At 64.3% G+C, this 19,434-nt stretch carries 19 protein-coding genes; 7 read left to right on the top strand and 12 right to left on the bottom strand.

Annotated features, from left to right (window positions below):
- The first annotated feature begins 310 nt into the window (after positions 1-310).
- Genes BVH06_RS19920 through efp form a run of 3 tightly spaced genes read left to right on the top strand, consistent with a single transcriptional unit; the run spans position 311 to position 3,434 of the window.
- Complete coding sequence (locus BVH06_RS19920) at positions 311-1,657, top strand: MFS transporter (protein WP_075935247.1); 1,347 nt, start codon at positions 311-313, stop codon at positions 1,655-1,657.
- A gap of 33 nt (positions 1,658-1,690) precedes the next feature.
- The gene (earP, locus tag BVH06_RS19915; RefSeq protein ID WP_075935246.1) at positions 1,691-2,815 is read left to right on the top strand and encodes an elongation factor P maturation arginine rhamnosyltransferase EarP; all 1,125 of its coding nucleotides are present in this window, start codon (positions 1,691-1,693) and stop codon (positions 2,813-2,815) included.
- Between the two features lie 46 nt (positions 2,816-2,861).
- A complete protein-coding gene (efp, locus tag BVH06_RS19910; RefSeq protein WP_013791768.1) occupies positions 2,862-3,434 on the top strand; it encodes an elongation factor P in 573 nt (190 codons plus the stop codon).
- A 90-nt stretch (positions 3,435-3,524) separates the two neighbouring features.
- Here efp and BVH06_RS19905 read toward each other — a convergent pair whose 3' ends face one another.
- From BVH06_RS19905 to BVH06_RS19895, 3 genes are all read right to left on the bottom strand, one after another.
- Positions 3,525-4,082: a Smr/MutS family protein gene (locus BVH06_RS19905; RefSeq protein WP_075935245.1), complete on the bottom strand. Its 558-nt coding sequence runs from the start codon at positions 4,080-4,082 to the stop codon at positions 3,525-3,527.
- A 46-nt stretch (positions 4,083-4,128) separates the two neighbouring features.
- Positions 4,129-4,452: a hypothetical protein gene (locus BVH06_RS19900; RefSeq protein ID WP_075932446.1), complete on the bottom strand. Its 324-nt coding sequence runs from the start codon at positions 4,450-4,452 to the stop codon at positions 4,129-4,131.
- 78 nt (positions 4,453-4,530) lie between these two features.
- The gene (locus BVH06_RS19895) at positions 4,531-5,130 is read right to left on the bottom strand and encodes a cysteine hydrolase family protein (RefSeq protein WP_075935244.1); all 600 of its coding nucleotides are present in this window, start codon (positions 5,128-5,130) and stop codon (positions 4,531-4,533) included.
- Positions 5,131-5,377: 247 nt separating this feature from the next.
- Here BVH06_RS19895 and prmB point away from each other — a divergent pair, with 247 nt between their 5' ends.
- Complete coding sequence (gene prmB / locus BVH06_RS19890; protein ID WP_075935262.1) at positions 5,378-6,283, top strand: 50S ribosomal protein L3 N(5)-glutamine methyltransferase; 906 nt, start codon at positions 5,378-5,380, stop codon at positions 6,281-6,283.
- A 264-nt stretch (positions 6,284-6,547) separates the two neighbouring features.
- Here the strand turns inward: prmB and cobF are convergent, their stop codons facing one another.
- The 5 genes from cobF to phhA form a co-directional block, all read right to left on the bottom strand.
- Positions 6,548-7,312 (bottom strand): precorrin-6A synthase (deacetylating), encoded by a 765-nt coding sequence (gene cobF, locus BVH06_RS19885; RefSeq protein ID WP_075935243.1) that lies wholly within the window; start codon positions 7,310-7,312, stop codon positions 6,548-6,550.
- Between the two features lie 173 nt (positions 7,313-7,485).
- Positions 7,486-9,753: a glucosylglycerol-phosphate synthase gene (gene ggpS, locus BVH06_RS19880; RefSeq protein WP_075935242.1), complete on the bottom strand. Its 2,268-nt coding sequence runs from the start codon at positions 9,751-9,753 to the stop codon at positions 7,486-7,488.
- A gap of 88 nt (positions 9,754-9,841) precedes the next feature.
- Entirely contained in the window at positions 9,842-11,131 is a 1,290-nt protein-coding gene (locus BVH06_RS19875) for an MFS transporter (RefSeq protein ID WP_075935241.1), read from the bottom strand.
- Between the two features lie 191 nt (positions 11,132-11,322).
- Positions 11,323-11,679, bottom strand: a complete 357-nt coding sequence (locus BVH06_RS19870; RefSeq protein WP_075935240.1) for a 4a-hydroxytetrahydrobiopterin dehydratase — start codon at positions 11,677-11,679, stop codon at positions 11,323-11,325.
- A 107-nt stretch (positions 11,680-11,786) separates the two neighbouring features.
- The gene (gene phhA, locus BVH06_RS19865; RefSeq protein ID WP_256562822.1) at positions 11,787-12,593 is read right to left on the bottom strand and encodes a phenylalanine 4-monooxygenase; all 807 of its coding nucleotides are present in this window, start codon (positions 12,591-12,593) and stop codon (positions 11,787-11,789) included.
- A 193-nt stretch (positions 12,594-12,786) separates the two neighbouring features.
- Between phhA and BVH06_RS19860 the strand changes: the two genes are divergently transcribed.
- Positions 12,787-14,340: a sigma-54-dependent transcriptional regulator gene (locus BVH06_RS19860; protein WP_075935239.1), complete on the top strand. Its 1,554-nt coding sequence runs from the start codon at positions 12,787-12,789 to the stop codon at positions 14,338-14,340.
- A gap of 45 nt (positions 14,341-14,385) precedes the next feature.
- Here BVH06_RS19860 and BVH06_RS19855 read toward each other — a convergent pair whose 3' ends face one another.
- From BVH06_RS19855 to BVH06_RS19840, 4 genes are all read right to left on the bottom strand, one after another.
- On the bottom strand, positions 14,386-15,048 hold the full coding sequence (locus BVH06_RS19855; protein WP_075935261.1) for a DUF799 domain-containing protein: 663 nt from the start codon (positions 15,046-15,048) through the stop codon (positions 14,386-14,388).
- A gap of 5 nt (positions 15,049-15,053) precedes the next feature.
- A complete protein-coding gene (locus tag BVH06_RS19850; RefSeq protein WP_027906510.1) occupies positions 15,054-15,401 on the bottom strand; it encodes a DUF4810 domain-containing protein in 348 nt (115 codons plus the stop codon).
- Between the two features lie 14 nt (positions 15,402-15,415).
- On the bottom strand, positions 15,416-16,084 hold the full coding sequence (locus BVH06_RS19845; RefSeq protein ID WP_075932438.1) for a CsgG/HfaB family protein: 669 nt from the start codon (positions 16,082-16,084) through the stop codon (positions 15,416-15,418).
- A gap of 255 nt (positions 16,085-16,339) precedes the next feature.
- Entirely contained in the window at positions 16,340-17,236 is an 897-nt protein-coding gene (locus BVH06_RS19840; protein WP_075935238.1) for a LysR substrate-binding domain-containing protein, read from the bottom strand.
- A 127-nt stretch (positions 17,237-17,363) separates the two neighbouring features.
- Here BVH06_RS19840 and BVH06_RS19835 point away from each other — a divergent pair, with 127 nt between their 5' ends.
- Positions 17,364-18,191: a MaoC family dehydratase N-terminal domain-containing protein gene (locus BVH06_RS19835; protein WP_075935237.1), complete on the top strand. Its 828-nt coding sequence runs from the start codon at positions 17,364-17,366 to the stop codon at positions 18,189-18,191.
- 75 nt (positions 18,192-18,266) lie between these two features.
- Positions 18,267-19,430: an acyl-CoA dehydrogenase family protein gene (locus BVH06_RS19830; protein WP_075935236.1), complete on the top strand. Its 1,164-nt coding sequence runs from the start codon at positions 18,267-18,269 to the stop codon at positions 19,428-19,430.
- The last annotated feature ends 4 nt before the right edge of the window (positions 19,431-19,434 follow it).

The raw sequence follows: 19,434 nt of genomic DNA, 5'->3' as shown, positions 1-19,434 counted from the left end.
GAGGGTGGCCCGATTGTCTAGGCTGATTGGCTCGTGTATCGTCCGCCGCGTTTGATGGGGCAGCCTGCTCCCGTCAGGCTTCATCGTTTCAACTCCCGCCTTCCAACAAGATCAAGAGTCAAAAAGCCATACGGTTCCGAGGCTTTGATTTCTTGGCGTCCGCGTTTCTTTCGTGGCTTTTTTACTGATGCATCAAGGTACGCGAGCATGTCATGCCGTCGTATCTGTCTGTGCAGCGTAGATTGCGCTTAACGGCAACAGCACTCTTTTCTCGATGCGCCTCCTTCGGCGTCATCGCTTCGAGGTTTTTATGTCGCAATTGCTTGGCATGGCGCTGGGGCCCTTGCTCGGTTTGTTCATCATCAGTATCGGTAACGGCTTCATATCATCGCTGACCACGCTGCGCCTGGACGCAGCCGGGGTGTCGGCGACGGTGATCGGTATCGTGTCGGCGTCCTATTTCATCGGCCTGACCCTGGGGGCGTTGTTCAATGACCGGCTGATCCTGCGCATCGGCCATATCCGCGCCTACAGCAGTTTCGCTTCGCTGACGGCGGTGAGCGTGTTGTTGCAGGGACTGTTCTTCGACCCTTGGGCCTGGTTCGTCTTCCGGCTGATCGCCGGCTGGTCGATTCTCGGGGTGTTTCTCGTCGTCGAAAGCTGGATGCTCCTGGCGGGCGACCAGAAGGTGCGTGGTCGCCTGCTGGCGTTGTACATGATGGCGCTGTACGGCTCCGGCATGCTTGGCCAGCTGCAGCTTGGCGCCATCGATGCCTGGGGCGAAACCGCGCCGTTCATGGTGGCGGGGCTCCTGGCGTCGTTGTCGGTGCTGCCCATGGGCATCATTCCGCGGGTCACGCCGCTGGTGGAAAAGGTCGAACCGCTGCTGCCCCATCAGTTGATCCGCATGACCCCAACCGGGGTGATTGGCTGCTTCGGCTCCGGCATCGCCATTGCGGCGGTCTATTCGCTGCTGCCGCTGTACCTGCAGCGCGTCGGCATGAGCGTCAGCGAGGTCGGGCAGATGATGGCCAGCGTGATTCTCGGCGCCATGCTGCTGCAATACCCGGTGGGGCGCTGGTCCGACCAGCATGATCGGCAGAGCGTGCTGATCGTGCTGAGCCTGTTCTGCCTGCTGATTTCGCTGGCGATCATGATTCTGCCGTCATCGCCGCTGCTGCTCATGGTGTTGCTGTTCCTGCTGGGGGGCGGGGTGTTCGCCGTCTACCCGGTGGCGGTCAGCCATGCCGCTGACCGGGCGCCGGCTGGCGCGCTGGTGCGCATGGTGCAGGGGCTGCTGCTGATCAATTCCCTGGGCTCGGCGATCAGCCCGCTGATGATTTCGCCGCTGATGGAGCACCACGGCGACGCCGGTTTGTTCCTGGCCTTCAGCCTGCTCAACGGTTGCCTGGTGCTGTTGTTCTTCTGGCGTCGCAAGCTGCGCCCGGCGCCGCAGCCTGTGGCACCATTCGAGCCGGCGACGCCCGCCTCGATGGTGGGTGCGGAGCTGCGGGTGACCGAGGACCTGGTCCAGGGCGCGCTCGAGCACGAGCGTATGGAGGACCTTTCCGACGTAGTGCCCGGTGTCGAGGTCGCCGAGCCGGTGGTCGATATGACGATGGACGCCCGGGAGCGCGAAGGTGGGCTTCAGGCCTGAAGGTGAAAAGCATCGAATGAGGGGCGTGCGGCCATGAAATGGGACATTTTTTGCCGCGTCGTCGATAACTACGGCGATATCGGCGTGACCTGGCGTCTGGCTCGGCAGCTGGTGGCCGAGCAGGGCGCTGAAGTGCGTCTGTGGGTCGATGATCTGGCGGCGCTGGCGCGTATCTGCCCGCAGGCCGATGCTGATTCCGATTGCCAGCTACTGAGCGGGGTCGAGGTGCGCCATTGGCCGCAGACCTGGCAGGCTGTCAAGCCAGCGGATGTGGTGATCGAAGCCTTCGCATGCGATCTGCCAGACGACTACGTGGCGGCGATGGCCGCGCGCACGCGGCCCGTGCTCTGGCTGAATCTGGAATACCTGAGTGCCGAGAGCTGGGTCGAGGGTTGCCACGGCCTGCCGTCGATGCAGGGCAGCGGCCTGCAGAAGTTTTTCTTCTTTCCAGGCTTTACCGCCGGCACGGGCGGGCTGCTGCGCGAGAGCGGGCTGCTCGCTGCGCGCGACAGGCTGCAGGGGAGCGCCGAGGCGCGCGCGCGGTTTCTCGCTTCGCTAGGCGTCAGCCCTGGCGCCAATGCCCGCTTGGTTTCCCTGTTTGCCTATGAAAACGCTGCGTTAGAGAGCTGGCTGGATGCCTTGGCGGGCGCTGATATCCCGACCCATCTGCTGGTGCCGGAGGGGCGGATTCTTGGCGACTTGCAGCATTGGGCAGGCTCGCCGCTCGAGCCGGGTCAGGTCATACGGCGCGGCGCCTTGAGCGTGCAGCTGCTGCCCTTCATGCAGCAGGAGCAGTACGACGCGTTGCTCTGGTGCTGCGACCTCAACCTGGTGCGCGGCGAGGATTCCTTCGTGCGTGCGCAATGGGCGGGCCGGCCGCTGGTCTGGCACATCTACCCGCAGCAGGACGATGCGCACCTGGAAAAGCTCGACGCTTTCATGGCCCTTTACTGCCAAGGGCTTTCAGGCGAGGCCCAGGCGGCTTTGCGCGCCGTGTGGCAGGCCTGGAACGCGGGAGAGGACATGGCGCCGGGCTGGGAGGCCTGGCTGCAATGCGCCGAGGAGCTGGCCGCCCACGCACGGGCATGGGCCAGGCGCCAGGCGGTACGTGCAGATCTTGCCGCAGCGCTGGTGCAGTTTTACCGAAATTGGCTATGATACGCGGCCTCGAATTTTGTAAATCCATTCAGATCCGGATATTCGTATGAAAACCGCACAAGAAATGAAGCCTAACAGCGTGGCCCTGATTGATGGCCAGCCATGGCTGATCCAGAAGGCCGAGTTCACCAAGTCCGGTCGTAACAGCGCCATCGTCAAGATGAAGCTGAAGAACCTGATCAACGGCTCCAAGACCGAAACCGTCTACAAAGCCGACGACAAGATGGAGCCGGTCATCCTTGAGCGCAAGGAAGTGAACCTGTCCTACATCAGTGGCGACGACTACGTGTTCATGGATCCGGAGTACAACTCTTACGAGCTGCGCGCCGAAGACCTGGAAAGCGTTCTGCCGTTCATCGAAGAAGGCATGAACGACGTCTGCGAAGCCGTGTTCTTCGAAGGCAAGGTAATCTCCGTCGACCTGCCGACCACCATCGTGCGTCAGCTGGCCTACACCGAAGGTTCCGCTCGTGGCGACACTTCCGGCAAGGTGATGAAGCCTGCCAAGCTGAACAACGGTACCGAAGTGAAGGTTGCCGACTTCTGCGAAATCGGCGACTGGATCGAGATCGATACCCGTACCGGCGAGTACAAGTCCCGCGCCAAAGCGCCGGCCTGATTCAGCTCTGCGCTGTACTGAAAAACCCGGCCTGGCGCCGGGTTTTTTATGCGCTGCGATCAGCGCTTCGTGGGGAAGGCGATCGAGCGATCAGTCGTCACGACCATCCATCATGGTGCGCTTGAGCATCACATAGACCGCCCCCGTGCCCCCGTGCTTGGCCACGCAGGAGGCAAAACCCAGCACCTGCGGATGCTGGCGCAGCCAGGTGTTCACGTGGCTCTTGATCATCGGCTTGCGGCCATCGATGCGTACCGCCTTGCCGTGGGTCACCCGCACGCAGCGGATTTCCAGCTTGGTGGCTTCGGCGAGAAACTCCCAAAGGGTGTCGCGGGCCTTCTCGACGCTCATGCCGTGCAGATCGAGGCTACCGTCGAAGGGAATCTGGCCGAGTTTGAGCTTGCGCATCTGGCCGTCCTGCACGCCGTTGCCCGCCCAGAAGAGCGCGTCTTCGGCGCCGACGTCGATGACGAACTGATCGGACAGGCCATCGACCTTGATGGTGTCGGTACGTTGCGTGGCTGCCTGGCGCAAGGTGGCCAGGCGCGCACGATCGCTCTTCGGCTTACCGGTGTCGGCGCGATCGTGCTTGATCGGCTTCACGCCTTGCAGCTGGGCTTTGAACAGGGAAAGGTCGTCGTCTTGCATGGGGCCTCCGCACGGGCGCCCAGTTTACCAAGCGGCGCAGGGCGGGTCAGTCGCGTTTCTTCATCAGCTGCGGAGACATCGCCAGGTCGGCCTTGCGCTGACGCATGCGGCGACGTGATTTGCGCCATCCCACCACGCCGCCCCAGAACAGCAACAGCCCGAGCACCAGCAGCACGCTGGCGTCGGTGGTCGAATCGTTGAGGTTGCCCAAGGCCGGCGGGCGGCCCAGCATGGTCGAGGCGCCCGCCATCATGAGCAGAATGCCGAGTACCGCGATGAGCGCCGTCAGGTAAGCGGCGAAGCGCAACCGCAAGCTGCCCGGGCGCCTGGGGCGTAGTTGGCTGGCCTTGAAACCGTCTGTTTGCTTCATGCGCTAATTCCTTGAAGGATCTTCTCGCTATGACTGGCAGTGTAGTAGCGGGTTCAAAACAATGCGGCGCAGGGCGTTTTACAGCAGAGCGTTGGCGTCCGGCACCCAGGCAGCGAAGTTGTCGGCCAGGGCGATCATTTCCACGCGATGCATGTCGGCGGCGCTGATCACCTTGCCGTCGGGGGTCGGCAGGTCGCGGGTGGCGCAGGCGGCGTCCACCACTGTGCAGCGGTAGCCGTAATCTTTGGTGGCGCGGATGGTGGTGCTGATGCTCGAGTGGGTCATGAAGCCGCAGACGATCAGATCCAGGTGGCCGAGGGATTGCAGCTTCTCGTGCAGCTCGGTGCCGGAAAAGGCGTTCGGCATGCGCTTCTCGACGACGATCTCACCGGGCAGCGGGGCCACTTCAGGCAGGTGATCGCCACGCGGGCCGCGCGGGTCGAGAAGGCCCCCGGGAATGCCCAGGTGCTTGATGTGCACGATGGCGCCGCCCTGGGCGCGCACGGCGTCCAGCAGCTTGGCGATCTCCACCAGCGCAGCATCGAGGCCGGGCAGCTTCACCACGCCGCTGCGATATTCTTCCTGTGCATCGATGACCAGCAGGGTCGCATTGCTCAGGTTGGCGGGGGCATGGCCACGGCCGGTGAGCTGATAGAACGTTTGCGGGTGGGACGACATGTACGACTCCTTGCTGGCGCGGTTAACGGTGCATATTGTCCGCCTCTACGACGCTGCTGTGAACCTCTCTGTTGGTTGTATTGCTGCCTGCGAGCGCAGTGGTGCCAGCAAAATCGTTTCAGCTTGCCAGGGTGCGGAGGCGCGCGAAGGGCTGGCAATCCTCTGTCGGGCGCTGGAATGCCTGGGCCGGCCTGCTAAACTAACGCCTTTTGCCCGGAGCCATTCTGTGACCGATGCCCGCCCAGCCCTGAACACCCGCCTGCGCACGCTGCGTGACTACATTCGTTGGGCGGTGAGCCGTTTTCAGGCCGAAGAGCTGTTCTTCGGGCACGGCACCGACAATGCCTGGGACGAAGCCCGGCAATTGGTGCTTGGCGCGCTGCACCTGCCTTGGGAACTCGCCGACGGCTATCTCGATTGCCGCCTGGAAGACGACGAGCACCAGCATCTGCAAACCCTGCTCAAGCGCCGTATCGAAGATCGGGTGCCCACCGCCTACCTGCTGGGCGAAGCCTGGTTCTGCGGTTTGCCGTTCATCGTCGACGAGCGCGTTCTGGTGCCACGCTCACCGATCGGCGAGTTGATCGAGCAGCGTTTCAGTCCCTGGCTGGCCGGCGAACCCGCGCGGATCCTCGACCTGTGCACCGGCTCGGGGTGCATCGGCATCGCCTGCGCCTATGAGTTCCTCGACGCCGAAGTAGTGCTCGGCGATCTGTCCTTCGAGGCGCTGGAAGTGGCCAATCGCAATATCGAGCGTCACGGGCTCGACGAGCGCGTCTATACCGTACAGGGCGATGGTTTCGCCGGCCTGCCGGGTCAGCGCTTCGACCTGATCGTCTCCAACCCGCCTTATGTGGACGCCGAGGATTTCGCCGACATGCCGGCCGAGTATCAGCACGAGCCGCAAATGGGCTTGGCCTGTGGCGACGATGGGCTGGACCTGGTGCGACGGATGCTCGCCGAAGCGGCCGATCATCTGACCGAGAAAGGCTTGCTGATCGTCGAGGTGGGCAACAGCCAGGTACACGTCGAGGCCTTGTATCCCGAAGTGGATTTCGCCTGGCTGGACTTCGCCCGCGGCGGCCACGGCGTGTTCATGCTCTCGGCCGAACAGTGCCGCGAGCACCAGGCGCTGTTTCGCGAGCGCTGCTGAGGCGAATCTTCTTGATCGGCCAGCTCGAAACAAAAGTCGCCTGACCGGCCGCTACGTGGCGGGAGCGGCCGTTATCCGATCCATTGTGGGAGCCGCGACCTCGCGGCGAATCGCTCAGGCACCGCCGAAATAGGCAGTCAGGCTGCAATCGTTTCGCCCCGAGGTCGGGGCTCCCACAGGTTGGTTTGAGAGTCTGCTCCTGCCTTGTAGCGGTCGAACAGCCAAGCGACAGGCTGCAGACGGTCGATATCCGCGAGTCCGCGATCAGGCCTCCCGCCCGCCACGGCGCAGCAGATAACTGTCCATGATCCAGCCGTTGGCTTCACGCGCTGCCGCGCGGGTCGTGGCGATCTGCTCGGCCACCTCGGCCAGCTTGCCGGCGATCAGGATCTCGTCCGGCGTGCCGACGTAAGCGCCCCAGTAGATGTGCAGGTCTTCGTCGATCACCTGGCGATAGCTGTCCTGGGCATCGAGCATCACCACCACGCTGTCCACGCCTTGGGGCCAGCCCTCGCGAAGGCGGCGGCCAGTGGTGATCTGCACGGCACGGCCGATCTGGTTGAGGGGAATGCGGTGACGCGCGGTGAGGGCTTGCACGCTGGTGATGCCGGGGATCACCTCGTAGGCGAGGGACCGGCCGCCAGCGATCACGCCATCGAGGATACGCATGGTGCTGTCGTACAGCGACGGGTCGCCCCAGACCAGAAAGGCGCCGGTTTCGCCCTCTTGCAGCTGGCCGAGCAACTGCTCGAACACCGCCTGCTTGTCGCGATTGAGGCTGTCGATGCTGGCGTCGTAGTTCGCCACGTCACGCTCGCGCTCCGGGTTGGTGGCTTCCAGAACGCGGTACTGGCGGCCCGGCGCGATATAGCGATCGAGGATAAGGCGGCGCAGGGCGATCAGCTTGTCCTTGGCCTCGCCCTTGTCGAGGATGAAGAACACGTCGGCGCGGTTGAGGGCCTTAATCGCCTGGGTGGTGAGATAATCGGGGTCACCGGCGCCGATACCGATGATCAGGATGTCGTTCATGCTGCGCGTCTCGTACTTGCGATGGCGCGCAGCATATCAGTTCGTCATCACGACAGACCGTAGCCTGCTGCTGAGCGAAGCGATGCGCAGGGGCGGTGTCTTAGCAGCTGCACACTTCTGGCTGCAGATCCTTGCCCTGGGTATCGCTTCGCTCGACGCCAGGCTACTGGTGGTTAGCCAGCCGCCAGGCGCAGGACATTTTCCGCCTCAAGCTCCGGCTCGGCGACGCCAGCCAGGAACTCGTCACCCCAGCGACGGATGTCGTTGTAGCTGACGATATCGAACAGCTCGCGCAGCCGGGCACGAGCTTCGGCCTTGGGCATGTTCAGCGCCAGGTAACAGGTTTGCGCCAGGTCGGCGGTGTCGTGGGGGTTGGTCAGCAGCGCACCCTTGAGCTCGGCGGCGGCACCGGCGAACTCCGACAGCGCCAGCACGCCCTGGCCGTCAGTCAGCCCCTGGGTGGCGATGAATTCCTTGGCTACCAGGTTGAGGCCGTCGCGCAGCGGGGTGATCCACATCACGTCGGCCATGGCGTACCAGGCCACCACCTCGTCGAATGGGAAACTGCGGAAGAAGAACTGCACGGGCGTCCAGCCGACCCGTGCGAAGCGGCCGTTGATGCGTCCCACCGCCTGTTCGATCTGCGATTGCAATTCGTCGTAGATGGTCATCTCGCGCGCTGCCGGTACGCAGATGCTGACCAGGGTGATCTTCTTGTGCAGCTCCGGGTTGTCGGCCAGCAGGCGCTCGTAGGCCTGCAGTTTCTCCAGGATGCCCTTGGTGTAATCCAGGCGCTCGACCGACAGGATCAGCTTGATGCCGCTCAGCTCCTCGCGCAGGTTGGCCATCTGCTCGCGGGTCTTGTCCTGGGCCAGGGCGTTGCGTACCCGGTCGATATCCAGGCCGACCGGGTGTGCGCCGAGCTTGACTACCCGGCTGCCGGTGTCCACCGCGGTGGTCATGCGCTCCAAACCAACGGCGCAGCCGTAGGTGACGAAGCGCGGCGCGCAGTTCTGCCGGCTGATGGTCTGCAGCGGCGTGACGCCACGGGCCACATCGACGAAGTTCTCCACCTGGCGCGGGATATGAAAGCCGATGTAATCGCACTGCAGCAGGCTGCCGATGATCTGCCGGCGCCACGGCAGCACGTTGAACACGTCCGCCGAAGGGAAGTAGGTGTGGTGAAAGAAGGCGATGCGCAGATCCGGGCGCAGTTCGCGCAGGTAGCCCGGCACCATCCACAGGTTGTAGTCGTGCAGCCACACCACGGCGCCTTCCGCGGCTTCCTTGGCGGTGCGCTCGGCGAAGGCGCGGTTGACCTTGAGAAACACCTGCCAGTCATCCTCGTCAAAGCGCGCGCGCTCCCAGAAGGTGTGCAGCGTCGGCCAGAAGGCTTCCTTGGAGAAGCGCTTGTAGAAGATGTCGACTTCCCGCTTGCTCAGCGCCACCCGGGCAGCGGTGAGTTTCGGGTAGCGCTCGGCATCCACGGTGGTGTGGGTTTCGAACGGCTCGTCACCGCCTTCGTCAACGGCCCAGGCGACCCAGGAACCCGGGCGAGAGTCGCCGAAGAAACTCATCAGGGTCGGGATGATGCCGTTGGGCGAAGTGGGGCGGCGGCGCTGCACCTTGCCGTCCGCGCCGCGATGTTCCTCGTAGGGCAGGCGGTGATAGACCATCACCAGCTCGGCGCGACCCGGCTTGGTGGCGGTGCGTTTCTCCGCGGCGATGCCGTGCTCGCCAAGAAAGCCGAAATGCACGAAGGCCTGCAGAATGCCGCCGCAGCCGGGGCGGTCCGCATGCAGGATCCACGACTGATGCTCGGTGGCCTTGATCAGGTTGGGCTCGGATTCGCCCACGCAAACGCCCTTGTAGGTGCCGTCGAGCATGTTCAGGTCATTCAGGGTGTCGCCGCAGGCCAGCACCTCGCCGTCATCGAGCCCCAACCAGTCGACCAGCGCCTTGAGGCTGGTGCCCTTGTTGACGCCCTTGGGCAGAAAGTCGAGGTAGCGATCCGCGGAATACAGCAGATCGCAACCTAGCGTTTCTGCGACCTGAGCCAAGGCCGGATCGGCGGCCTGCTCGGGCGTGCAGAAGTACGAGCAGCGGCGCGCCTGAGGCACGTCCTGGCGTTCCAGGCCGAAGCCTTCCAGTGCCTGGGCGACCTGGCTTTCGCCGGGCCAGTGGGCGTCGACCCGGCCCTGTAGCTGCTGGATCGGTTGCAGGCTGTCGCCATGCACGAAGGTGGCGCCGACGTCGGCGATGATGAAGTCCGGTTGCGGCAGGGTGGGGTCGGCGAGCAGCGGCAGGACCGCTTCGAGGCTGCGCCCGGTGACGTAAGCCAGCTGGATTTCCGGGTGGGCGGCGATGGTTTGGTAGAGGCTCAGGCGATCCTCGGGATCACCGGCCAGAAAGGTTCCATCGAGATCGGTAGCAAGTAGCATGGGCTGTCTCCCTGTCAAAGCGCCGGCATCGACCGGCGAGCAAAACGGGCACCTTGTTGGCGCCTCTGTTATGTAGGCGTGCGTGTGCCTACGACGAAGTGGTGACGGGCTCCCGCTCGTCACCGGTGTGATCGTTGTCCGAATCGACGTCATCCGCAGACGGCGGGGCATCGGGCATCAGCTCCAGCACGGTGTGGCTGGTGCGCAGCATCGGCACGAAGTGCGCCTGTTCACCGGCGACCAGGTCGCTGACGTGACGCAGGCGATAGAAGGTGTAGGCCGCCAGCAAGCCCAGGGTGGCGGCGAAGTACAGCGGCAATGCCGCCGCGCCGCTGTATTGCATGAGCAGGCCGGCGAGCAGCGGGCCGCATACCGAGCCGATGCCGTTGACCATCAGCAGGCTGCTGGAGCCGGAAAGGATTTCGTCGCTGTGCAACTGGTCGATCAGCTGCGCCACGGCGATGGGGTAAGTGGCGAAAGACAGCCCGCCGAACAGGAACATCAATCCCAGCAACGGGCGGCCAGCGGGCAGCAAGCTCATCACCAGGGCGACGATGACCGCCGCGCTTACCACCCAGAACAGCACCCAGCGCCGGTCGTGGGTATCGGAAAAGCGCCCGATCGGCCATTGCAGCAGCGCGCCACCGAGAATGGTCGCGCTCATCATCAGGCCGACCCCGGCGGCGTCGAAGCCGTTGAGGCTGGCATACACCGGCGCCATGCCCCAGAACGCACCCAGTGCCAGGCCGGAAAGGCCGGCCGCGGCAATCGACAGCGGCGCGATGCCGACGATGGCACCCAGGTTGGTGTGCAGGGTATCGGGCACGTTGGGCTGCGCCTGGCGGGTCAGGGTGATGGGCATAAGCGCTGCGCTGATCAGCATCGCCGCCAGGGCGAACAGCAGGAAGTCAGCCGGGTCGGCCAGGTTCAGCAGTTGCTGGGCGGCCGCCAGGGCGCCTAGGTTGACCGCCATGTACACGGCGAACATCTGCCCGCGCTTGTCGTTGGGAACCTGGGCGTTGAGCCAGCTCTCGATGACCATGTACAGGCTGACCAACGCCAGGCCGTAGAGCACCCTCAGGCCGAGCCACACCCAGGGGTCGACGATCAGCACGTGGAGCAGGGCGGTGATGGCGGCCAGGGCGGCGCAGAAGGAGAAGGCACGGATATGCCCAACGCGACGCACCAGCGGAATCGCCAGCCAGGTGCCGAGCAGGAAACCGACGAAGTACCCGGACATGATCAGGCCGAGCATTCCGGTGGAGTAGCCTTCGGCGACGCCACGCAGAGTCAGTAGGGTGTTGAGCAGACCGTTGCCGAGGAGGAGTAACGCGACCCCACCCAGCAACGAGCTGATAGGGGCAATCAAGGACCACATGGCGAACAACCCTAGGGAACTATGCCGGTGATGGCAAGCAGGAAGCGCGCCAGTGATCTCTGAGGTTGTTTTATATCTATATGATATTTAAGGTTTATTTTTTCCGACGAACGGTCTTTCGGTTTTTCGGAGCAGTGAAAGGCACCAGCTCGGTGCGTACGCGAGCGAATTTTTCCCGTTTACGGGGCATCTCACTTGCGCCCTTCGGCCACCCTCGCCAGCTCGTCAGTGCGTGCTGCCATGACGAAATCGTTGCGGTGCAGGCCCTTGATCGAATGGCTCCACCAAGTGACGGTGACCTTGCCCCATTCGGTGAGTAGGGACGGGTGGTGGTTCTCGCTCTCGGCGATTTCGCACACCGCATTGGTGAAGGCCAGCGCATGCTTGAAGGTGCGAAAGGCATAGGCGCGCTCGAGCTGCATCACGCCGTCGCGAACCTCGATGTTCCAGTCCGGGATTTCCTTGATCAGCTGTGCCAGTTCGGCCTCGCTGACTTTGGGCGCATCGGCGCTGCAGGCTTCGCAAGTGGCTTTGGACAGTGCGGTCATGGGGTTTCCTCGAGTTCACAGGTGGTAGATGAGCATCTGGCGGCGGCGCCTCGCCCGGGCTTGGCTGGCGCAGAAGTGCCGCCGCGCAGCAGATCGTGAGCAGGTTGTCAGGCCGCCTTGGGCGGAAATTTCGGTGCATGCAGACCGAGCACCATGGCCTCGTGCACCAGGCTCATGATGTCCTGTTGCGCCAGGGCGAACAGCCGTTGCAGATCCGGCAGCACGAAGTACAGCGGCTGCAGGATGTCGATGCGATAGGGCGTGCGCATCGCCTCCAAGGGGTCGAACGGCTGGTGCTCCGGCTCGCCGGATAGACAATACACCGCTTCTCTGGGCGAGGAGAGAATGCCGCCGCCGTAGATGCGTCGGCCGGCCGGGGTATCGACCAGACCGAACTCGATGGTCATCCAGTACAGGCGTGCCAGGAATACCCGTTCCTGCGGGCTGGCGGCCAGCCCCAGGCGCCCGTAGGTATGGGTGAATTCGGCGAACCAGGGATTGGTCAGCAGCGGGCAGTGGCCGAAGATCTCGTGAAAGATATCCGGCTCCTGCAGGTAGTCCAGATCCTCCACCGTGCGGATGAAGGTGGCCACCGGAAACTGCTTGTTGGCGAGCAGTTCGAAGAAGCGCTGAAAGGGAATCAGCGCCGGCACCTGGGCGACCTGCCAGCCGGTGGCGGCCTGCAGCACGCGGTTGATGTCCGGCAGTTGGGGAATCCGGTCACGGGGCAGGGCGAGCTTGTCGATGCCGTCAAGATACTCCTGGCAGGCGCGGGGCTCGATCACCTTGAGTTGGCGTTCGATGAGGGTCTGCCAGGTGCGATGCTCGACCTCGCTGTAGTCAATGAAGCCGTTCGCGTCAGGCTGCCTGGCAACGTACTGGCTGGCTTTCATCTTGGTGATCTCCCTGCACATCCGTTCTGGTCGTGGCTGGCCTGAGCATGCCCCACGCACGCGTGCCTTGCGCGGCTGCGCGCGACCGGCGCGAGCGGGTGGATGGCGGTTTTCGTAAAGAAAGCATTACGTCACGCGGGAAAGCCTGTTCCTGGCTTGGCAGCTTCCTCTAGACTGGCAAGAAACCTTGACGAAAATAACAAGAGCGGCCGTCATGCGTATCAAGATCCATTGCCAGAACCGTGTGGGCATCCTGCGTGACATCCTCGAACTGCTGGTCGACTACGGCATCAACGTCGCCCGTGGCGAGGTTGGCGGTGAACAGGGCAACGCCATCTACCTGCATTGCCCCAACCTGATCAATCTGCAATTCCAGGCCCTGCGCGCCAAGTTCGAGGCCATCACCGGTGTGTTCGGCGTCAAGCGTGTGGGGTTGATGCCCAGTGAGCGCAGGCACTTGGAACTAAACGCGCTGCTCGGCGCCCTGGAATTCCCGGTGCTGTCCGTCGACATGGGCGGCAGCATCGTCGCCGCCAATCGGGCCGCAGCAGCGCTGCTCGGCGTGCGCGTGGACGAGGTGCCGGGCATCGCGCTGTCGCGCTACGTCGAGGATTTCGATTTGCCGGAGCTGGTGCGGGCCAATCGCTCGCGCATCAACGGGCTACGGGTGAAAGTCTGCGGCGATGTGTTTCTCGCCGATATCGCGCCGCTGCAGAGCGAGCACGAAGACAGCGAAGCCATGGCCGGCGCAGTGCTGACCCTGCACCGCGCCGACCGCGTTGGCGAGCGTATCTATCAGGTGCGCAAGCAGGAGCTGCGTGGCTTCGACAGCATCTTCCAGAGCTCCAGGATGATGGCGGCCGTGGTGCGCGAGGCGAGGCGCATGGCGCCGCTGGATGCACCGCTGCTGATCGAAGGCGAAACCGGAACCGGCAAGGAGTTGCTGGCCCGCGCCTGCCACCTGGCCAGCCCGCGCGGACAGTCGCCATTTATGGCCCTGAATTGCGCGGGTTTGCCGGAGTCGATGGCCGAGACCGAGCTGTTCGGCTACGGCCCCGGCGCCTTCGAGGGCGCCCGCGCCGAAGGCAAGCTGGGCCTGCTGGAGCTGACCGCAGGCGGCACACTGTTTCTCGATGGCGTCGGCGAAATGAGCCCGCGTCTGCAGGCCAAGCTGTTGCGCTTCCTGCAGGATGGCTGCTTCCGGCGAGTCGGCAGCGACGAGGAGGTCTACCTGGATGTGCGGGTCACCTGCGCCACCCAGGTCGACCTTTCCGAGCTGTGCGTTCGCGGCGAATTCCGGGAAGACCTTTACCACCGGCTCAACGTGCTGAGCCTGCACATCCCGCCGCTGCGTGAATGCCTGGATGGCCTGCAGCCTCTGGCCGAGCATTTTCTCGACCGCGCCAGCCGACAGATCGGCTGCCCCCTACCGGGCCTGGCGCCCGCCGCGCTGGAGAAGCTCGGCCGTTACCATTGGCCGGGCAACGTCAGGCAGCTGGAGAACGTGCTGTTCCAGGCGGTGTCACTGTGCGAGGGCGCGGTGGTCAAGCCTGAGCATATTCGCCTGCCGGGTTACGGCGCGGCGCAGCCGCTGGGCGACTTCTCGCTGGAGGGCGGGCTGGACGCCATCGTCGGGCGTTTCGAGAAAGCCGTGCTGGAGCGCCTGCACGGCGAATTCCCGAGCAGCCGCCTGCTCGGCAAGCGCCTGGGTGTGTCCCACACCACCATCGCCAACAAGCTGCGCGAACATGGGGTGGGCAAGGAGTAGAAAGAAGAGAAACGAGCCCGGTGGTACGGGCTCGTGTGGCGGGCCTTAGCGAGCGCTGACGGGCCGCGCGCGGGGGCCGGGCAGAATGCCGTTGACCGGGTTGCTGCTCAGCAGGCGGGCACTGGTGATGCCGGCGATTTCATGGCCGCGATCGTTCAGGCTGTTCATCACCTGATTGACCAGCGCGGTGATCAGGATGCCGGCCAAGCCGCCGCCGCTGTTCTGCTGCTGCTCGGCGCTGCTGGCCCGGGCGATGCCTTTCCACAGCTCCTTGCCGGTGCGCAGGTCGACCAGGGTGGCGCTGGCGGCCACCGCCACCTCGCTGCTGATCACTTTGTAGCTGCTGCCGTACTCGGTCACGTCGATGTACAGCACGGTGTCGGCACCGAAGATCTCGTAGAGCTTCTGCGGCGGGACTTCGCGAATTTCTTCGGCGTTGGCCATGCCGTTCTGCTTGAAGGTCTCGTTGACCACCGCCACCGGCAGCACGTAGTAGCCGGCCTCGCTCAGGGGCGCGGTGATCAGCGAGTACATGCTGAAGGTGGCCTTGATGTCCGGCGATTTGTTGACCGGCGGCAGCACCAGTATGGACGCCGGGCTGCTTTCCTTGAAAGCGCTGTAGTCGTAGGGCTGCTGGGTGGCGCAACCGGCCAGCAGGGCGAGCGCGGCCAGTGCCGCGAGGGTTCTGAGAGAGGTCAGTAGAGGCATGTCGGTCACTTGGCCATATTGCGCATCAGAAAGTCCATGTACTGCGCGGACTCGGGGAACAGGGCTTTCTCGGTTTCGAATTGCTGGCGTACCTGATCGGGCTTGCCGATCTCCGCGTAGAGCATGCCGAGGTGGGCGTGGAAGCCCGGTGGCAGGGTGCGGTCAGCGGCGCGCGCCTTCTGTGCGCTGGCTTCCAGCGCGGCGATCTGCTCCTCGGTGCCGGTGGTGTTCTCGAAGCGCTGGTAGACCTGCTGCTGGTAGCCCTCCCAGTAGTAGAGGGATTTGGGTTGCTGCGCGCAGCCGCCCAGTAGGGCGGCGGCCAATACGGTGGTGAGCAGAAGTGGAGATTTCATCGTTCGCCCCTCGCTCACTTGACCGGGCGCCAGGCGCCGCTGTCGACGCCGCTGACCAGCTTGTTGACGGCCTCGCGAATCGCCAGGTCGAGCACTTTGCCGTTGAGGGTGGAGTCGTAGCTGGCGGTGCCGCCGAAGCCGATGATCTCGCGGTTCGACAGGGCGTATTCGCCGGCGCCCTGGCTGGAATACACCACTTCGGAGGTGGCGACATCGACGATGTTGAGATTCACCTTGGCGTAGGCGATCTGCTGTTTGCCGCGGCCTAGGATGCCGAACAGCTGGTGGTCACCGACTTCCTTGCGGCCGAACTCGGTCACGTCACCGGTGACCACGAAGTTGGCGCCCTTGATCTGCTGAGCCTGCTTGGAGAAGCCCGACTCCTGCTGCAGTTCGCTGAGGTTGTCGCGATCCAGCACGTTGAAGCGATTGGACTGCTGCAGGTGGGTGATCAGAATGGTCTTGGCTTGCCCGCCAAGGCGGTCGACGCTGTCGCTGAAGATGCCGCGCAGGTAGCTGGAGCGGTTATCGAACTTGCCGACGGCGATTGGGCTGCGCGGGCCGCTGTACTGGCTGGTAGCGGTGTTGACCTTGGCGACTTCCAGCGTGCGCGAGCTTTCGGTGGCGCAGCCGGTGAGCAGCACGAGCATGCCGGCGAGGCCAGCGGTAATGATCTTGTTCATACGAATCTCGTTTGCAGAGTGGGCAGGCAAGCCTGTAACGGGCAGGAGTTGTCGGCCGGACACTTTCACGAGGGATGACGCATGGGGCGGACTTGCGGCGGCGGCGCGGGGCGCTTGAAGAGTCGATCCATGACGCTGACCCTGGAAGGGGCGCGGGTTGCTTCCTGCGGCGGCGATTCTAGAGGTCAGCCCGGCGTTTTGCCAGCAACGCCGCTCACCAGTGTGATGAGATTCGCTTCGTGGCGCCTTGCCAGGTCAGCCGGACTCGGTCTGCGGCAGCAAGGTTGCGATTAACGCCCGCACGCTGCCCGGCAGCGCCTCCAGATCGCGTACCAGCATGCTGCGTTCGCGCACGGCCCAAGGCTCGTCGAGTTCGATGGTGTGCAGTTTCATGGTGCGACGGTGCCGGCTGGCGGCGGACTCGGGGATGATGCCGATGCCGACGTTGGCCTCGACCATGCGGCAGATGGCTTCGAAGCTGGACATCTGAATGCGCAGCGACAGGGTGCCGCCCAAGGTCTCGACATGCTCGCGCAAAAAGGTCAGCAGGGTGCTGCCGTCGTGCAGGCCGATGTGCTGGTACTGCAGAGTATCGCGCAGGCTGACGCGTTCCCGGCCGGCCAGCGGGTGGCCGGCCGGCACTACCAGCACCAGGCGATCGGTGCTGAAGTGCAGCACCTGCAGGCCGGCCGCTTCCACCGGGCCTGCGATGATGCCCAGGTCGGCGCCGCCGTCGATCACGCCACGCACGATATCGCGGCTCAGGCGCTCCTGAAGGTCCACCGTCACGCCGGGGCGTTCGGCAAGGAACCCAGCCAGCACCTCGGGTAGGAATTCTGTCACTGCCGTGGTGTTGGCGAAGATGCGGATATGCCCGGCCGAATCGCTGCCGTATTCGGTGAACTCGCTTTTCAGGTAATCGACCTGGCGCATGATCAGTCGCGCGTGCTGCAGCAGACGCTGGCCGGCCGGCGTCAGCTCGACGCCGCGGCTGTCGCGGTACAGCAGGCGAGTATCCAGCTGGCCTTCCAGCGCCTTGATGCGCGCGCTGGCCGCCGCTGGCGACAGGGAGGCACGGCGTGCGCCCTGGGTCAGGCTTGGCGATTCGGCGATATGGATGAAGAGGCGCAAGTCTGGCAGGTCGAAGTGCATGGCGGCTCTAGGGCGAGTTGGAAAATGGCGTTCAGCATAGCCGAACGCCGGCTTAAATAAATGCGGATTCTCGGAACGTTCATCGGATTGCATGCTGCCTGCACTCCAAGAACAGCCGGGATCGACCATGAGTGACTCTGCCTTCGCCGCCTGGATCGGCCGCACCGAAGAAGCCCACGATCAATTGAGCCGCAACCTGGTCAAGCGCATCGCCGCGACCCTGGGCGAGGACACCCCCGCCCATGGCGAGGCGCTACCGCCGCTCTGGCATTGGGCATTCTTCCAGGAGCCCATCGCCGAGAGCGGCCTGGGCGGCGACGGGCACCCGGCACGCGGCGGCTTCCTGCCACCGGCGGATAACCGCAATCGCATGTGGGCCGGTGGGCGCGTCGAGTTCATCGCGCCCCTGCGGGTCGGCGGCGAGGCCACCCGGGTCTCGACCATCAAACACATCGAGGAAAAGCACGGGCGCACCGGCGCACTGCTGTTCGTCACCGTGCAGCACGACTACCTGCAGGACGGCGAACTGGCGATCCGCGAGGAACAGGACATCGTCTACCGCGAGCCGAGCCCGCCCAAGGGCGGTGCCGGCGAAGCGCTGCCAGTCGGTGACTGGCGCGAAGGCGTGGTGCCGAGCCCGACGCTGCTGTTTCGCTACAGCGCGGTGACCTTCAACGGCCATCGCATCCATTACGACTGGCCCTACGTCACCGAAACCGAAGGTTACGCCGGCCTGGTCGTGCATGGCCCGCTGATCGCCACCCTCAACCTGCGCGCGTTCTGCCGCGCCCAGCCCCAGGCGCGGCTGCGCCGTTTCGCCTACCGCGGCCTGCGCCCGCTGGTTGCGCCCGACCCCTTCGAGGTGGCCGGGCGAGTCGATGAGCCGGGCAGGGCGCAGTTGTGGGCGGGTAATGCCGCGGGCATGGCCCAGCAGGCCGAAGTGGAATTCGAATGATTGAGCCGAGGGTGGATCACGCTTCACCGATCCACCGCTATCGGCCGCGAAAACAACAAGAATCGAGGAATTGAGATGACCCCGCAGCAGAGCGAAGAACTGAATTTCATCCGCGAAGGCGTACGTGGCCTGTGCGCCGAATTCCCGGCCGAATACTGGCGCAAGATCGACGAGGAGAAGGGCTTTCCCGAGGCCTTCGTCAGCGCCATGACCGAAGCCGGCTGGCTATCGGCGATGATCCCGGAAGCATACGGCGGCTCCGGCCTGGGTCTGGCCGAGGCATCGGTGATCCTCGAGGAAGTGAACCGCTGCGGTGGTAACTCCGGCACCATCCACGGGCAGATGTACAACATGTTCACCCTGCTGCGTAACGGCAGCGACGCGCAGAAAAGCTACTACCTGCCGAAGCTGGCCAGCGGCGAGCTGCGCCTGCAGTCCATGGGCGTGACCGAGCCGACCACCGGCACCGACACCACCAAGATCAAGACCACCGCCGTGCGCCAGGGCGACAAGTACGTGATCAACGGCCAGAAGGTGTGGATCTCGCGCATCCAGCACTCCGACCTGATGATCCTGCTAGCGCGCACCACGCCGCTCGCCGAGGTGAAGAAGAAATCCGAAGGCATGTCGATCTTCCTGGTCGACCTGCGCGAGGCCATCGGCAACGGCCTGACCGTGCAGCCGATCGCCAACATGGTCAACCACGAGACCAACGAGCTGTTCTTCGACAACCTGGAAATTCCCGCCAGCAGCCTGATCGGCGAAGAGGGCAAGGGCTTTCGCTATATCCTCGATGGCCTCAACGCCGAGCGTACGCTGATCGCTGCCGAATGCATCGGCGATGGTCGCTGGTTCATCGAGAAGGCCAGTGCCTACGCCCGTGATCGCGTGGTGTTCGGCCGCCCGATTGGCCAGAACCAGGGCGTGCAGTTCCCTATCGCCAAGGCCCATATCGAAGTGGAGGCCGCCGACCTGATGCGCTGGCGCGCTTGCGAGCAGTACGACCGCGGCGAGAACGCCGGGGCCAGCGCCAACATGGCCAAGTACCTGGCGGCGGAAGCTTCCTGGGCGGCGGCCAACGCCTGCCTGCAGACCCACGGCGGCTTCGGATTTGCCAACGAATACGACGTCGAGCGCAAGTTCCGCGAGACCCGCCTGTACCAGGTGGCGCCGATCTCCACCAACCTGATCATGTCCTACGTGGCTGAGCATTTGCTCGAGCTGCCGCGCAGCTTTTGAGGAG

Origin of the sequence: Pseudomonas sp. PA27(2017), from assembly GCF_001945445.1 — a bacterium.
Classification (GTDB): Bacteria; Pseudomonadota; Gammaproteobacteria; order Pseudomonadales; family Pseudomonadaceae; genus Aquipseudomonas.
This window is presented reverse-complemented; position numbering and strand designations above follow the sequence as displayed.

Bases quoted from the DNA above. Each gene is read 5' to 3' on its own strand.
- BVH06_RS19860 (WP_075935239.1), top strand. From the start codon at position 12,787: ATGCGTATCAAGATCCATTGCCAGAACCGTGTGGGCATCCTGCGTGAC.
- cobF (WP_075935243.1), bottom strand. From the start codon at position 7,312: ATGAACGACATCCTGATCATCGGTATCGGCGCCGGTGACCCCGATTAT.
- BVH06_RS19855 (WP_075935261.1), bottom strand. From the start codon at position 15,048: ATGCCTCTACTGACCTCTCTCAGAACCCTCGCGGCACTGGCCGCGCTC.
- BVH06_RS19895 (WP_075935244.1), bottom strand. From the start codon at position 5,130: ATGTCGTCCCACCCGCAAACGTTCTATCAGCTCACCGGCCGTGGCCAT.
- BVH06_RS19840 (WP_075935238.1), bottom strand. From the start codon at position 17,236: ATGCACTTCGACCTGCCAGACTTGCGCCTCTTCATCCATATCGCCGAA.
- BVH06_RS19920 (WP_075935247.1), top strand. From the start codon at position 311: ATGTCGCAATTGCTTGGCATGGCGCTGGGGCCCTTGCTCGGTTTGTTC.
- earP (WP_075935246.1), top strand. From the start codon at position 1,691: ATGAAATGGGACATTTTTTGCCGCGTCGTCGATAACTACGGCGATATC.
- BVH06_RS19905 (WP_075935245.1), bottom strand. From the start codon at position 4,082: ATGCAAGACGACGACCTTTCCCTGTTCAAAGCCCAGCTGCAAGGCGTG.
- BVH06_RS19875 (WP_075935241.1), bottom strand. From the start codon at position 11,131: ATGTGGTCCTTGATTGCCCCTATCAGCTCGTTGCTGGGTGGGGTCGCG.
- BVH06_RS19850 (WP_027906510.1), bottom strand. From the start codon at position 15,401: ATGAAATCTCCACTTCTGCTCACCACCGTATTGGCCGCCGCCCTACTG.
- BVH06_RS19830 (WP_075935236.1), top strand. From the start codon at position 18,267: ATGACCCCGCAGCAGAGCGAAGAACTGAATTTCATCCGCGAAGGCGTA.
- BVH06_RS19870 (WP_075935240.1), bottom strand. From the start codon at position 11,679: ATGACCGCACTGTCCAAAGCCACTTGCGAAGCCTGCAGCGCCGATGCG.
- BVH06_RS19900 (WP_075932446.1), bottom strand. From the start codon at position 4,452: ATGAAGCAAACAGACGGTTTCAAGGCCAGCCAACTACGCCCCAGGCGC.
- ggpS (WP_075935242.1), bottom strand. From the start codon at position 9,753: ATGCTACTTGCTACCGATCTCGATGGAACCTTTCTGGCCGGTGATCCC.
- phhA (WP_256562822.1), bottom strand. From the start codon at position 12,593: ATGTGCAGGGAGATCACCAAGATGAAAGCCAGCCAGTACGTTGCCAGG.
- BVH06_RS19845 (WP_075932438.1), bottom strand. From the start codon at position 16,084: ATGAACAAGATCATTACCGCTGGCCTCGCCGGCATGCTCGTGCTGCTC.
- efp (WP_013791768.1), top strand. From the start codon at position 2,862: ATGAAAACCGCACAAGAAATGAAGCCTAACAGCGTGGCCCTGATTGAT.
- BVH06_RS19835 (WP_075935237.1), top strand. From the start codon at position 17,364: ATGAGTGACTCTGCCTTCGCCGCCTGGATCGGCCGCACCGAAGAAGCC.